9 protein-coding genes and 1 pseudogene are annotated in these 14,951 nt (G+C 59.8%); 9 read left to right on the top strand and 1 reads right to left on the bottom strand.

Annotated elements, in window-relative coordinates:
- The first annotated feature begins 13 nt into the window (after positions 1-13).
- From HALAL_RS0109535 to HALAL_RS0109575, 9 genes and pseudogenes are all read left to right on the top strand, one after another.
- Positions 14-496, top strand: a complete 483-nt coding sequence (locus HALAL_RS0109535; RefSeq protein ID WP_025273789.1) for a GbsR/MarR family transcriptional regulator — start codon at positions 14-16, stop codon at positions 494-496.
- 139 nt (positions 497-635) lie between these two features.
- Entirely contained in the window at positions 636-911 is a 276-nt protein-coding gene (secE, locus tag HALAL_RS0109540) for a preprotein translocase subunit SecE (RefSeq protein ID WP_025273790.1), read from the top strand.
- A gap of 417 nt (positions 912-1,328) precedes the next feature.
- Complete coding sequence (gene nusG, locus HALAL_RS0109545) at positions 1,329-2,057, top strand: transcription termination/antitermination protein NusG (protein WP_025273791.1); 729 nt, start codon at positions 1,329-1,331, stop codon at positions 2,055-2,057.
- A gap of 272 nt (positions 2,058-2,329) precedes the next feature.
- Entirely contained in the window at positions 2,330-2,758 is a 429-nt protein-coding gene (rplK, locus tag HALAL_RS0109550) for a 50S ribosomal protein L11 (RefSeq protein ID WP_025273792.1), read from the top strand.
- Positions 2,759-2,885: 127 nt separating this feature from the next.
- Positions 2,886-3,566 (top strand): 50S ribosomal protein L1, encoded by a 681-nt coding sequence (rplA, locus tag HALAL_RS0109555; RefSeq protein ID WP_029767682.1) that lies wholly within the window; start codon positions 2,886-2,888, stop codon positions 3,564-3,566.
- Between the two features lie 401 nt (positions 3,567-3,967).
- Positions 3,968-4,504, top strand: coding sequence for a 50S ribosomal protein L10 (gene rplJ / locus HALAL_RS0109560; protein WP_025273794.1), 537 nt, complete (start codon positions 3,968-3,970; stop codon positions 4,502-4,504).
- A 24-nt stretch (positions 4,505-4,528) separates the two neighbouring features.
- Positions 4,529-4,915, top strand: a complete 387-nt coding sequence (gene rplL / locus HALAL_RS0109565; protein WP_025273795.1) for a 50S ribosomal protein L7/L12 — start codon at positions 4,529-4,531, stop codon at positions 4,913-4,915.
- Positions 4,916-6,152: 1,237 nt separating this feature from the next.
- Positions 6,153-9,566: pseudogene (gene rpoB / locus HALAL_RS0109570) on the top strand (DNA-directed RNA polymerase subunit beta); the annotation flags it as partial.
- 313 nt (positions 9,567-9,879) lie between these two features.
- Positions 9,880-13,764 carry a DNA-directed RNA polymerase subunit beta' gene (locus tag HALAL_RS0109575; RefSeq protein WP_025273797.1) on the top strand — a complete coding sequence of 1,295 codons (3,885 nt, stop codon included), beginning with the start codon at positions 9,880-9,882 and terminating at the stop codon, positions 13,762-13,764.
- Positions 13,765-13,857: 93 nt separating this feature from the next.
- Here the strand turns inward: HALAL_RS0109575 and HALAL_RS0109580 are convergent, their stop codons facing one another.
- Entirely contained in the window at positions 13,858-14,565 is a 708-nt protein-coding gene (locus HALAL_RS0109580) for a hypothetical protein (RefSeq protein ID WP_025273798.1), read from the bottom strand.
- Positions 14,566-14,951 lie beyond the last annotated feature (386 nt).

The raw sequence follows: 14,951 nt of genomic DNA on the forward strand, positions 1-14,951 counted from the left end.
TGTAGGAGGTTGAATGAAGGACGACAATGAGACCCTGCTGGACTTCGTGGAGCGCTTCGCGCAGCTACTCGCCGACGCCGGCCTACAGAAGATGACCGCTCGAGTCTTCGCCTATATCCTGGCCGACGACGCCACCAGCTACACCGCCGCTGAACTCGCTCACGGATTGAGCGTCAGCCGAGCCGCCATTTCAGGGGCGGTGCGTGAGCTCAACACCATGGGGCTGATCGCCAAGACCCGACGTAGTGACACCCGCTCCGACGTGTACAACATCGACAGCGGTGACGTCTGGGGCAGAATCATGTTCGCCCGCGTGCCCTTGGTGCGGCGCTACCGTGAAGTGGCGGAAGCCGGAGCGGCGGAATTGCCGGCGGGACCCGGTAGCGAACGCTTGCGCCAAACCGCTGAGTTCATGGCCTTCATGGAAACCGAGATGTCGGCCATGCAGCGAAAATGGGAACGTCACTTGGAGGAACAAGAACGACAAGGACGATGATCGCTCCCCCGGTCGGAAAGTCCTCCTCGCCCGCCGGTATCGTGGCCGCCAGGCAGTCAGGTATGCTAATGGCATACCCCCTGGCATTGTTCCGACCCCGCCAGGTTTGACCTAAAGAGCCCGCAACGGAGGACGCACAGTGGCTGACAACACCGCGAAAGCTGGAAAGAACGCCCCTCGGCCCAAAAAGGGCCCGGCTGCGGGTAACAGTGGTCCCTTGGCTCGGCTCGCGCTGTTCTTTCGTCAGGTCATCGAGCAGCTTCGCAAGGTCGTCTACCCCACTCGGAAGCAGCTGATCACCTACTCCATTGTGGTGCTGGTTTTCGTTCTGGTCATGATGGCCTACATCGGCGGTATCGACTGGGTGTTCAAGGACGCGATGCAGCGCGCTTTCGGAGCCAAGACCGACTCCTAAAACCCGCTACCGACGACCGTCTCACTCCACGTCAACGATCGGTTATTCTTACCACTGGGCATTGCGGTCGACTCCAGTACGGTTCTCGGTATGAGCGCTGGAGTTCGGAGTGTCTCAGGTTCGTCCGGCATCATTGCCTCGCCGGACGGTTGAATCGCGTTGATACGCCACATCGGTTATTCTGGAAACGCGCCCAAGACCGGGCCGATCGTCGCATTCGACGCCGGTTGAGGGGCAGTGGGTGGACATCACGACAAGCGACCGTGCCCGGCCGAGAGGCCGTGCGCACGATTGGTTGACCGACCCGCCTCCTCAGGCGTACGCGATGAAATCACGCTGTAAGAAACAAGGACCTGTATCCCAGGACATGGGGTTTATCGGTCCCTACTACACAACGAGTTGGAATGTGAGCGAGACGTGTCGGAGTTCGACGAAGCCTTGAAAAAAGACGCCGAAGAGGCAGCCGAAACCGCCGAGGCTGAAAAAGAGGCCCAGGAGGTCGAGGAGACCGAGGCCGAGACCGAAGAGCCCGAGGTGGACCCAGCCGATGCCCTCCGCGCCAAGTACCGCTTCGCGCCCGGTGAGTGGTATGTGTTGCATTCCTACGCGGGATTTGAGAACCGTGTCCGTTCCAACCTTGAAAGCCGGACTCAGACGTTCGACATGGAGGACTACATCTACGAGGTGAAGGTCCCCACTCACACCGAAGTCGAGATCAAAAACGGTAAACGCAACAAGGTCGAGGCCAAGGTCTTCCCGTCGTACGTCCTCGTACGGATGGAGATGACCCCGGAGTCGTACTCGGTGGTTCGGCAGACCCCCGGGGTAACCGGTTTCGTCGGCGTCGTGGACCGCACCGACCGTCCGAGCCCTCTGTCGTTGGAAGAAGTCATCAAATGGCTTCTGCCGCGCGAGGAAAAGGTCGAAGTGGAAGGCGAGGAAGCCGCCGAGGAAGAGGAGAAGAAGAAAGTCAAGATCGACTTCTCCGAAGGCGAATCCGTCACCGTCGTCGACGGCGCGTTCGCCTCCATGCCGGCCACGATCAGCGAAATCAACGCCGAAGCTCAAAAACTCAAGGTACTGGTTTCCATCTTCGGCCGTGAAACCCCGGTCGAGCTCAACTTCAACCAGGTCGCCAAGCTTTAACCCCGTCACGCACGGGCGGAGCACCGTAACGGCCTCGTGGCCACTCGCGAGTGTTACCGGTGGCATAACGCACTGGGAGGAGTCTCCCGGCCGCCTGACGACACGAGTAGGCTAGAGAGGTTGCGTATCGTCAATCGCTGACGACCTCCATCGTCAATCGATGGGGCGCGGCCACCGCATGGTCACACCGCAGTGGTGGCTGAGCAACGAATCCAATGAAAATCGAGATTCACAAGGAATCTCGCTACTACGCCCAGGAGAGTAGATACACGATGGCTCCCAGCAAAAAAGCCGTTGTGACGTTCAAGCTTGAACTTCAGGGTGGTCAAGCGACCCCGGCTCCGCCGGTCGGTCCTGCCCTGGGTCAGCACGGCGTCAACATCATGGAGTTCACCAAGGCCTACAACGCGGCCACGGAAGGTCAACGCGGTGAAATCATTCCCGCCGAGATCACCGTGTACGAGGACCGGTCCTTCACGTTCAACCTGAAGACCCCTCCGGCCGCCAAGCTTCTTATGAAGGCCGCGGGAACGAACAAGGGTTCCGGCGAGCCGCACCGTAACAAGGTGGGCAAGGTCAACATGGACCAGGTCAAGGAGATCGCCGAGAAGAAGATGCCCGACCTCAACGCCAACGACATGGACTCCGCCGCCAAGATCGTGGCCGGCACCGCACGTTCCATGGGGATCACGGTCGAGTAGTCAGCCTCGCGATCGGCGCCGGCGGACAGCGAAACCGCCGCCGGTAAACGCCATGATCGGCTTAAGACAATTTTCACACGTGGAAGGGGAGCGCTCGCCCCCACCACAACATCCAAAGGATGATTTCATGAAGCGCGGAAAGAAATACTCCGACCTCGCTAAGAAGGTCGAAAAAAATCAGCAGTACACGCCGGATGAGGCGATTCAGCTGGCCAAAGACACCAACCCGGCGAAATTCGACGCGACCGTCGAGGTCGCCCTGCGTCTCGGGGTGGATCCCCGTCAGGCCGATCAGCTGGTTCGCGGTACGGTCTCCCTTCCCAATGGAACGGGTAAGAACGTACGCGTCATCGCCTTCACCGAAGGGCAGTCCGCCGAGGCCGCCACTGAGGCCGGTGCCGACGAGGTCGGTTCGGACGAATTGGTCAAGCGGATTCAGGAGGGCTGGCTGGACTTCGACGCCGCCGTCGCCACTCCCGATCAGATGGCCAAAATCGGTCGTATCGCGCGCATCCTGGGGCCGCGCGGTCTGATGCCGAACCCGAAGACCGGCACCGTCACGCCCGACGTGGCCAAAGCGGTCAAAGAGATCAAGGCGGGAAAGATCACCTTCCGGGTGGACAAGCACGCCAACCTGCACTTCATCATCGGGAAGACCTCGTTCCCCAATGAACAGCTGCTGGAGAACTACCAGGCCGCGCTCGACGAAGTGCTGCGTTTGAAGCCTTCCAGCTCGAAGGGTGTCTACCTGAAGCGGGCAGCCGTCACCACGACGATGGGACCCGGAATTCAGATGACGACCAAGTAGCCACCGCTGTGGCGCCGGCGTCGTCGCCTCCCGGTCTTTAACGCCGGGGTGGTCGGACCTAAGTGTGATATGGCCCAGGACAGCTTGCCTGTCCTGGGCCGTTTTCGTTTCGGCTGGTATCATTAAACTGTTTTCCACAACCCAAAGACCGTCGGTCGCTCGGGTGCACACCCGTAAAGCTGTAAAGAGTCGATTGACTCGGCCAACGTAGGGCGACAGAAATTTAGCTTCCATTGTCACCATGATGATCTTTGAGGGACGGATTCCGTCCATTTCATCGCAGCTAGATTCATGACGCCCGCGAGGCGTCATTTTTTGTGTCGCCTCCTGAAATCCCTGAGGATTTTTGCCGGTTGAGGATTGCATTTGCCATCTCCAATAGGCCGAAGAAAGGAGGGAAAATGGCTGAGAGGGAATACCCCGCAGACAAGCAGGCCGCTATCGCCGAGCTGACCGAGGGCTTCAACAACGCCAATGCCGCAGTGCTCACCGAGTACCGCGGACTGTCCGTTGCCCAGCTCCAAGAGCTTCGGCGTTCCCTGGGCGAGGGTGCCAGCTACCGTGTAGCTAAAAACACCCTGGCCAAGCGCGCTGCCAATGCCGCTGGTGTGACCGATTTGGACGACCTGTTCGTCGGTCCGACCGCCATCACCTTCATCGAGGGTGACCCGGTAGAGGCTGCCAAGGGACTGCGCGAATTCGCCAAGTCCAATGAAGCCCTTGTCATCAAAGGCGGAGTCATGGACGGAGACGTCCTGACCGTCGATCAAATCACGAAGCTGGCCGATCTGGAAAGCCGCGAGGTTTTGCTGTCCAAGATGGCTGGCGCGCTCAAGGGTGGAATGCAGAAGGCCGCTGGTCTCTTTGCCGCTCCCGCTTCGCAAGTGGCCCGCCTCGGTGGCGCTCTTCGCGACAAAAAAGAAGCTGCCGGCGAGTAATCGCCGAACTGGAAAGGAAACATCATGGCTAAACTATCGACTGAAGAACTGCTTGAGCAATTCGAGGGCATGACCCTGCTGGAACTGTCCGAATTCGTCAAGGCCTTCGAAGACAAATTCGACGTCTCGGCCGCCGCTCCCGTGGCTGCCGTCGCTGCCGGTGCTCCCGCCGGCGGTGGCGAAGAAGCCGCTGCTGAGAAGACCGAGTTCGATGTTGTTCTCGAGTCCGCCGGCGACTCCAAGATCAAGGTCATCAAGGAAGTCCGTGGACTCACCGGCCTGGGCCTCAAAGAGGCCAAGGAACTGGTTGAGGGTGCGCCCAAGGCCGTTCTGGAAGCCGCCAACAAGGAAGACGCTGACAAGGCCAAGGAGGCCCTCGAGGGCGCCGGTGCCGAGGTTGCTCTGAAGTAATCTCTTACGAGCGTCATTTCGACACGAGCATGCTTCGGTTAATCTGAGGATGTTCGCATCGGAATGCGACTCCGGGGACTCTCCCGGTCCCAGTGTCTGAAGAGTGGAGGGGTGAGCGCCTAACGGCGTCTCATCCCTCCACTCTTATTTGTAGGAAGTTGTGGAGGCAACTGGGAAACCGAAGGCGACGGTCGGCTAAGTCGGGACGGTAACGGTGGCGGGAGAGCCCCACAAGCGCCGGTGTGGCCTTACATCGGGTGCGGGATCAAGCCTCCGCGCAAATGCGACGGTCTGCGGGCAAGGCACGTCGATTTCGTCCCGCGTGGGGTAGTGTCCAAAAGGGATAAATGCTGTGTGTATGGTGGTTTGTAGTGAGGCGCAAGTGGTCTCATGATTGTCGACCTGCGCCGCCCGAACACCGATGTGAGGGTGTCGATGAGCATTCGGGAATGCCTCTGACGAGCGCCGTGTCCCGAGTAAGGCGATACGGTGGTTGTCGCCGTCGGTCGGAATCCACGATTGACTTGACGTGCGCCGACCTCATGCGTCACACTAGGGCGCGAACCTGCTTGGTCACAATGCGGAAGCCAAAGTGGGGAGGTCGTGACGAACGATCATACCTTTGGGTTAAACTTCTGCTAAACGGATCGCGACCGTGGTTTTGCTGGCATGGTTGATGGTCTAAAGCGCAAATACATTCGCCCGCGGGCGAATGACACAACCGCCCCCTGCGGTTGACGAACGGCGGTCGGGATTCGACACGAATCGTGACGCATGGAAACCAACGAGCCGTACGAGAGGCTCTTGAAGGAGGAATATCGGCGTCAACGGCGATGCACGACACGTTACACGCCTCACTCGCGTCCGGATTTGACGCACTTGATATTCTCCTATACACTATTAATTTGCGCTGCCCTGTTCACGTCCGTAATGTGCTCAGGGACATAGACCAGAGCTTCCAGGTGGAGATCTCATCGACGAGACGACAACTGCGTCGGCGCGCTTTCGACGACCGTGGTGGTCGATGGTAATCAAAGACGTGGTTGTTCTCGGATCATGAGGTGTCTGACTGGAGGATTGAGAGATCAGCACCCAGTAGTCAGCAACCTAAAGTCGATGTTCGACATGACTTGTCTGTGACTTTTCGGATGCCGTTTTCGCTGGTTAGTCTCTGTGTCCAAGACGTAACTTGCAGTGCATCGGCCGTCATTCGCATCTGTCCTCGGAAGGACGTATCTTGGCAGCTTCCCGCACTGGCAAGACCAGCTCTAGGAGTAAGCACGCACCTCGCCGTACCTCGTTCGGCAGGATCGATGAAATCCTGGAAGTACCAGACCTTCTGGCGCTTCAGACACATTCGTTCGACTGGCTCGTCGGCAACGACTCCTATCGTTCGCGCTACGGGCAGGACGCCGCATGTGGCTTGGATGAGATCCTGAAGGAGATCAGCCCGATTGAAGACTTCTCGGGCGCGATGTCGCTTTCCTTCTCAAACCCCCGGTTTGACGAAGTGAAGGCTTCGATCGAGGAATGTCGCGAGAAGGACCTAACATACTGCGCGCCTCTATTCGTTACCGCAGAATTCATCAACAACACCACCGGCGAAATCAAGAGCCAAACGGTCTTTATGGGCGACTTCCCGATGATGACCCCGAAGGGGACGTTCATCATCAACGGGACCGAACGTGTCGTCGTCAGCCAGCTGGTGCGTTCACCCGGTGTCTACTTCGACAAGCACCCGGACAAGACCTCCGACCGTGAACTGACCAATGCCAAGGTCATTCCCGGGCGTGGCGCATGGCTCGAATTCGACATCGATAAACGCGAGACCGTTGGCGTTCGTGTTGACCGCAAACGCCGTCAGGCCGTCACGGTCCTGCTGAAGGCCCTCGGTTGGGATGCCGACCGGATTAGGGAGCGTTTCAGCTGGTCCGATCTGATGATGGCCACCTTGGAAAAGGACACGGTCAATTCGCAGGACGAGGCGCTGCTGGACATATACCGCAAACTACGCCCCGGCGAGCCTCCGACGAAGGACAACGCTCAGGCTCTGCTGGAGAACCTGTTCTTCAACGAAAAGCGCTACGACCTCGCCAAGGTCGGTCGTTACAAGGTCAACAAGAAATTCAATCTGGATACGCCGATTGAGAACGGCGTTCTCACCGAAGACGACCTGGCCTCCACGCTGGAGTACATGCTGCGCCTCCACGCCGGAGAAGAGAGCTACGACGCCGATGACATCGACCACTTCGGTAACCGTCGTCTGCGTACGGTCGGGGAATTGATCCAGAATCAGATCCGGGTCGGGTTCTCACGTATGGAACGAGTCGTGCGTGAACGCATGACCACCCAGGACGTCGAGGCCATCACCCCGCAGACGTTGATCAATATTCGCCCGGTCGTGGCCGCGATCAAGGAGTTCTTCGGAACCTCGCAGTTGTCGCAGTTCATGGACCAGGTCAACCCGATCGCCGGTATGACCCACCGGCGCCGTCTCTCGGCGCTGGGACCCGGTGGTCTGTCACGTGACCGCGCCGCGATGGACGTTCGCGACGTCCACCCGTCTCACTACGGACGTATGTGCCCGATTGAGACTCCGGAAGGCCCGAACATCGGTCTGATCGGCGCCATGTCGACCTTCGCGCGGGTGAATCCCTTCGGCTTCATCGAGACTCCCTATCGGAAGGTTGAGGAAGGTCGCGTCACCGACACGATCGACTACCTCACCGCCGATGAGGAAGACCGTTTCACCATTGCGCAGGCCAACGCGCAGACCAACGCCGACGGCACCTTCAAAGACGACCAGATTCTGGCTCGGGGTCGTGGTGGCGAAGCCGAACTGATGTCGCCCATGCAGTTGGACTACCAGGACGTATCGCCGCGCCAGATGACGTCGGTGGCCACGGCCCTGGTTCCCTTCCTGGAGCACGACGACGCCAACCGCGCCCTGATGGGTGCCAACATGCAGCGTCAGGCCGTGCCGCTGATCCAGCCCGAAGCGCCCATCGTCGGTACCGGTATGGAATACCGCGCCGCCGTGGACGCCGGTGACGTCGTGGTGGCGGAAGCCGACGGAGTCGTCGAAGAAGCCAGCGCGGACTACATCACGGTGGTTCAAGACGACGGAATGCGGCGTACGTACCTGCTGCACAAGTTCCGCCGCTCGAACGCCGGTTCCTGCATCAACCAGATCCCCGTCGTCACCGAGGGACAGCAGGTTGAGGCGGGGCAGCCGATCGCGGACGGACCGTCCACCGATAAAGGTGAGATGGCGCTGGGTAAGAACCTCTTGGTCGCCTTCACCTCGTGGGAAGGTCAAAACTTCGAAGACGCCATCGTGTTGTCGTCGCGGCTGGTGGAAGAGGACGTACTCACCTCGGTTCACATCGATGAACACGAGGTCGACGCCCGTGACACCAAGTTGGGACCGGAGGAGATCACCCGCGATATCCCCAACGTGAGCGAAGAAATGCTCTCCGACCTGGACGAACGCGGTATCATTCGCATCGGTGCCGAAGTCAACGACGGCGACATTCTCGTCGGTAAGGTCACGCCCAAGGGTGAGACCGAATTGACTCCGGAAGAGCGCCTGCTGCGCGCCATCTTCGGAGAGAAGGCCCGTGAGGTTCGGGACACGTCTCTGAAGGTTCCGCACGGTGAAACCGGTACCGTCATCGGGGTTCGGACCTTCAGCCGTGAAGACGGCGATGAACTCTCCCCAGGAGTCAACGACCTGGTGCGCGTCTACATCGCCCAGAAGCGCAAGATCGGCGTCGGTGACAAGCTGGCCGGTCGTCACGGTAACAAGGGTGTTATTTCCAAGGTGGTTCCCGCCGAGGACATGCCGTTCCTCGCCGACGGAACGCCGGTGGACATTCTGCTGAACCCCATGGGTGTGCCCGGTCGTATGAACATCGGGCAGGTTTTGGAAGTGCACCTGGGTTGGGCCGCGAAGGTCGGGTGGAAGCTCGACGGCTTCGACGAAGCCTGGCAGCAGGCGTTGCGCGACATCGGAGCGGACGAACATCCGGCCGGTACTCCGGTCGGCACTCCGGTGTTCGACGGGACCAACCCCGACGAAGTGCAGGGAATCCTCGCCAACACGCATCCGGACCGCAACGGGGACCGACTGGTCGCTCCCAGCGGTAAGGCGGAGCTGTTCGACGGTCGCACCGGCGAACCGTTCCCGGATCCGATCAGCGTGGGCTACATGTACATCTTGAAGCTCAACCACATGGTTGACGACAAGATCCACGCCCGTTCGACCGGACCGTACTCGATGATTACGCAGCAGCCCTTGGGTGGTAAGGCGCAGTTCGGTGGACAGCGCTTCGGTGAAATGGAGTGCTGGGCCATGCAGGCGTACGGCGCGGCCTATGCTCTGCAGGAACTGTTGACCATCAAGTCGGACGACGTGGTCGGTCGAGTCAAGGTCTACGAGGCCGTGGTCAAGGGCGAGAACGTACCGGAGCCGGGTATTCCCGAATCGTTCAAGGTGCTGCTGAAGGAACTGCAGTCACTGTGCTTGAACGTTGAGGTACTGTCGGCGGACGGTACCCCGATTCAGATGGCCGACAACGATGATGAGGTCTTCCGCGCGGCTGAGGAGCTGGGTATCGACCTGTCACACGACGAGCCGGCCACGGCTGAATACGATTCCGGTTCATCGGAATCCTCACAGGGCAGCTCTGCGCAGCCGGCCGGCGGTTCACCCGGTCTGGGCGGCTCCGCGCTGGGCGAGGTTCTGGGGGATGCCGGATTGGGCAATTTGGCTTCCGGTGGCCTCGGCGATGTTTTCAGTAGCGGCTCCTCGGAGGGCGGTTCACTGGGTAACGATCAACTCGGGGACAACAAGTAGCCATTGACGTCGAGTGGGGGCCGTTGGCCCCCGCCCACGTCCCGTCCGAATATCTTGCTTGCGCAAGATCTTTATATAGGATCTTTATATAAGGGGAAGAGTTTAAGTGCTCGACGTCAACTTCTTCGATAAGTTGAAGATCGGTCTGGCGACCGCCGAGGACATTCGCCAATGGTCGCACGGTGAGGTCAAAAAACCCGAAACCATCAACTACCGCACCCTGAAGCCGGAGAAGGACGGTCTTTTCTGCGAAAAGATCTTCGGTCCCACTCGTGACTGGGAGTGCTACTGCGGTAAGTACAAGCGCATCCGCTATAAGGGCATCATCTGTGAGCGCTGTGGTGTCGAGGTGACCCGTTCCAAGGTCCGGCGTGAGCGCATGGGCCACATCGAACTGGCCGCTCCCGTCACCCACATCTGGTACTTCAAGGGAGTGCCAAGCCGTCTCGGTTACCTGCTTGACCTGGCTCCAAAGGACCTGGAAAAGATCATCTACTTCGCCGCCTTCGTCATCACCGAGGTGGACGAAGAGGCCCGACAGCGTGATCTGCCGACTCTGGAAAACGAGATCGTAGCCGAGAAGCGTGCCATGGAGAAGCAGCGCGACGAGGCCATCGCCAATCGTGGTTCGCAGTTGGAGGCCGACATGGCCGAACTCGAGTCCGAGGGAGCGCGTGCCGACGTCCGCCGTAAGACCAAGGACGCCGGAGAGCGCGAGATGCGCCAGATCCGCGATAAGGCACAGCGGGAGATCGATCGCCTGGACGAGGTTATGGACATGTTCCGTAAGCTCGAAGTGCGCCAGCTGGTCGGCGACGACATGCTGTACCGCGAATTGGATCTTCGCTTCGGCGAATACTTCAAGGGCGGCATGGGCGCTGAGGCCATTTACTCGCTGCTGGAGCGTCTTGACCTGGACGCCGAGGCCGAGTCGTTGCGCGACGTCATCGCCACCGGTAAGGGACAGAAGAAACTGCGTGCTCTCAAGCGCCTGAAGGTGGTGGCCTCGTTCCAGGCCACGGGTAACTCTCCGCTGGGCATGGTGCTGGATTCGGTACCGGTCATTCCGCCGGAGCTGCGCCCCATGGTGCAGTTGGACGGTGGTCGATTCGCTACCGCCGACCTCAATGACCTGTACCGTCGTGTCATCAACCGCAACAACCGTCTGAAGCGGCTCATCGATCTGGGAGCACCCGAGATCATCGTCGCCAACGAAAAGCGTATGTTGCAGGAATCGGTGGACGCCCTGTTCGACAACGGACGTCGCGGTCGTCCGGTTACCGGACCGGGTAACCGTCCGCTGAAGTCCTTGTCCGACATGCTGAAAGGTAAGCAGGGACGTTTCCGTCAGAACCTGTTGGGTAAGCGTGTGGACTACTCCGGTCGTTCGGTGATCGTGGTCGGTCCGCAGCTGAAGCTGCACCAGTGCGGTCTCCCCAAGCAGATGGCGCTGGAGCTGTTCAAGCCCTTCGTCATGAAACGTCTGGTGGACCTCAACCACGCCCAGAACATCAAGAGCGCCAAGCGCATGGTGGAAAGGGCCCGTCCGGTCGTGTGGGACGTCCTTGAAGAGGTCATCGCCGAACACCCGGTGATGCTCAACCGTGCTCCCACGCTGCACCGTCTCGGTATTCAGGCCTTTGAACCACAGTTGGTCGAAGGTAAGGCCATTCAGCTGCACCCGCTCGTATGTACGGCGTTCAACGCCGACTTCGACGGTGACCAGATGGCCGTCCACGTACCGCTGTCGGCCGAGGCTCAGGCGGAGGCGCGCATTCTCATGCTCGCGTCCAACAACATTCTGAAGCCGTCCGACGGTAAACCGGTCGCTCTGCCGACTCAGGACCAGATCATCGGTCTGTACTACCTGAGCCACCAGGAAGACGAGGCTACCGGCGCCGGTCGCGCCTTTGCCTCCGTTTCCGAGGCCATCATGGCTTACGACCGTGGTGAACTGAACATTCAGGCACCGGTGAAGATCCGCCTGACGGAGCTTCCCGGAGTGGACAACGGCCCTGCGGAGGAATGGCAGGCTCCCGAGGATTGGCAGCCTGGACTTCCCGCCGTCGTGAGTACCACTCTCGGGCGTGTGTTCCTGAACGACTGCCTGCCTCCGAACTTCCGTTTCATCAACTATGAGATTCGGAAGGGTCAGCTCTCGGACGTCATTTACGATCTGTCCGAGCACTACTCGAAGGTCGAGCTCGGTGCCTGCCTGGACGCCCTGAAGACGTACGGCTTCAAGTGGGCCGGTTGGTCGGGTGTCACCATCGGTATCGACGACGTCGTTCCGCCGGCGCACAAGGAAGAGATTCTCGGCCGTTACGACGCCGACGCCGCCAAGATCGACAAGCAGTACAACCGTGGTTTGATGACCGCCGAAGAGCGGCGTGGTGAACTCACCGAGATCTGGACCAAGGCGACGTCCGAGGTCATGGACGATCTGGACAAGACCCTGACGACCGATAATCCGCTCTGGCAGATGATCAACTCCGGAGCGCGCGGTAACATGCTGCAGCTGCGGCAGATCGCCGGTATCCGTGGTCTGGTGGCCAACCCGAAGGGTGAGATCATTCCGACTCCGATTAAGTCGTCTCTGCGCGAGGGCTTGACGGTGCTGGAGTACTTCATTTCCACGCACGGTTCCCGTAAGGGTCTGGCCGACACGGCTCTCCGTACCGCGGACTCCGGTTACCTGACTCGTCGTCTCGTGGACGTCTCTCAGGACGTCATTGTTCGGGAAGAGGACTGCGGAACCGATCGCGGTCAGGAATTCGAGATCGCCACTGAGATCGACGGCAAGGTCATCCCGTCCGAGATCAATGAGATTTCGGTCGACGCCCGGTCGCTCGCGACCGACGCCACTGCCGACGGCCAGGTCGTTCTGCCGCGGAACTCCGCGGTCACCAACGACCGTATCGCCGAAATGATCGCCGGCGGCGTCAAGAAGGTCAAGGTGCGGTCGGTTCTGACCTGCGAATCCCGTCAAGGGGTATGTGCTCTCTGCTATGGACGTTCCATGCCGACCGGTACGAAGGTCGACCTGGGTGAAGCGGTCGGTATCATCGCCGCGCAGTCCATCGGTGAGCCCGGTACTCAGCTGACGATGCGTACCTTCCACACCGGTGGTGTGGCCGGGGACGACATCACGCAGGGTCTACCGCGTGTCGCGGAGGTCTTCGAAGCCCGTATTCCGAAGGGTAAGGCGCCCATCGCCGAATCCAGCGGTACGGTTCGCATTGAAGACGCCGAGAAGAGTCGCAAGATCGTCATCACTCCGGACGACGGTTCCGAAGAGGTCGTCGTGGACAAGGTTCCGCGTCGTCTCCGCCTGCGCTACCACGACGGAGACCACGTCACCGTCGGGGAGAAGCTGGTGGAAGGTGCCATCGACCCGCACGAACTGCTGCGTGTACTGGGACCCCGTCAGGTGCAGCGTCACCTGGTGGAGGAAATCCAGAACGTCTACCGTTCGCAGGGTGTGCAGATCCACGACAAACACATCGAGATCATTGTGCGCCAGATGATCAAGCGCATTACGATCATCGATTCCGGTACGTCGGAATTCCTTCCGGGCTCCTTGGTGGACCGGCTGGAGTTCAACGAGGTCAACCGGAGTTTGATCGAAAACGGTGGCGAACCGGCTTCGGGCCGTCCGCAGCTGATGGGTATTACCAAGGCCTCCTTGGCGACCGAGTCGTGGCTCTCGGCGGCCTCCTTCCAGGAGACCACTCGAGTACTGACCGAGGCGGCCATTTCCGGCAAGTCCGATGCGCTTATGGGACTCAAGGAGAACGTCATCCTCGGTAAGCTCATCCCGGCCGGTACCGGGTTGCCGCACTACCGCAATGTGTCGGTGGAACCGTCCGCTGAGGCGAAGGCGGCCGTGTACAGTCTCGGAGGTTACGAGGACAATGCGGCTCCGACCTTCTCCTACGGCGGCGGTGCCGCGGTCAGTCTGGAAGACTCGTATGATCTGGGGACTTACTGACTGACCTAATGTCAATCTGAAAGTGGGTGGGCGCGAACGCGCCCACCCACTTTTTGCTTTCTTATTGAACTGTTCGGTTCGGTCTTTCTCTACCTACTCTCTGGCCTTGAACTGCACCATATTCCGCAGTTCTTTATGCTGGTACTCGACGCCGCGTTCAAACTCGGTGACGAGATCCTCGTCGGCGTTGTCGGGAAGGGCGGCTACCGTGAGGACCATATAACGACCGCCGCCTCCGACGTGATTGATGAATGTCGCGCCCTCCAGCTTTTCGGAGGAACAGTCGCCGTAATGCCACGTCGGATCGTCTTCATTGGTCTTCATACCGTCACGTAGGAACTCGCGGCTGGCGGCGGCACCGTCGTCACTGTCGAATTCAAAGAGCCACGTACACATTCGCCCATTGATGTCTCCATGCGTGAACATGGCCTCCACTCCGTACATGCAGCCGTGATTAGCGAGGTAATCCTCGCGGTAGTCATCGGAAACCGCGTTGCTGCATTGGTCGTGATCGGACTTTTCCACGAAATTGATCACGCCGACGGTCGTTTCGCCTCTTTCTTTGCCGCGTAGGCTCACCGTCTCTCCAGGTTCGAAATGAAACACCTCTTCAGCGGTGAATTCCCGATCGATGTCGCCGGAGCCGTTAAAGGGGTTGGCGAAACCTCGTTCGCCCATGGTGTACCACGTTACGACCAAAGCGCCGGTGACCACCAGGGTCAATAGGAGAGCAACCAGGGACTTGACGTGGGTTGGGGTATTCCTGTCGCCTTGCGACGGGGGGTCTTCATTTACGGACATCTGTGGATCTCCCGTGCATTTTCGGGGCCGGTCCTCCTGGAGGGCAGTAAGAAGGCAGGGGCCAGGCCGGTCTTCCTCATATATTCATCCGCTGCGGGGAGCGGAATCCAATTTCGATGGGAACGAGCGAGTGTCGAGTGCCGACCTCACACGTTCTCTGTACGGATCCCTCGGGGACCTCATTATGTCCAAAGGAACCGGGCACACCCGATTGAATCCGGCAATCTCCGCGAAAGCCGGTAGAACCGAATCAATCAGGCAACACCAAACTAGTCAAACGCCGCCACCCGCAGCCGTGCCGAGATAATCGACAGGGCGCGGGGCAGGCCGACCGTTCCCGTCGGGAGACGTTCCGGGGCCCGGGCTCTACCGTCCCGGCACCGTGG

Origin of the sequence: Haloglycomyces albus DSM 45210 (assembly GCF_000527155.1) — a bacterium.
Classification (GTDB): domain Bacteria; phylum Actinomycetota; class Actinomycetes; order Mycobacteriales; family Micromonosporaceae; genus Haloglycomyces; species Haloglycomyces albus.

Excerpts from the sequence above, each read along its gene's own strand:
- rplK (WP_025273792.1), top strand. The coding sequence starts at position 2,330 with ATGGCTCCCAGCAAAAAAGCCGTTGTGACGTTCAAGCTTGAACTTCAG.
- HALAL_RS0109580 (WP_025273798.1), bottom strand. The coding sequence starts at position 14,565 with ATGTCCGTAAATGAAGACCCCCCGTCGCAAGGCGACAGGAATACCCCA.
- HALAL_RS0109535 (WP_025273789.1), top strand. The coding sequence starts at position 14 with ATGAAGGACGACAATGAGACCCTGCTGGACTTCGTGGAGCGCTTCGCG.
- rplJ (WP_025273794.1), top strand. The coding sequence starts at position 3,968 with ATGGCTGAGAGGGAATACCCCGCAGACAAGCAGGCCGCTATCGCCGAG.
- rplA (WP_029767682.1), top strand. The coding sequence starts at position 2,886 with ATGAAGCGCGGAAAGAAATACTCCGACCTCGCTAAGAAGGTCGAAAAA.
- rplL (WP_025273795.1), top strand. The coding sequence starts at position 4,529 with ATGGCTAAACTATCGACTGAAGAACTGCTTGAGCAATTCGAGGGCATG.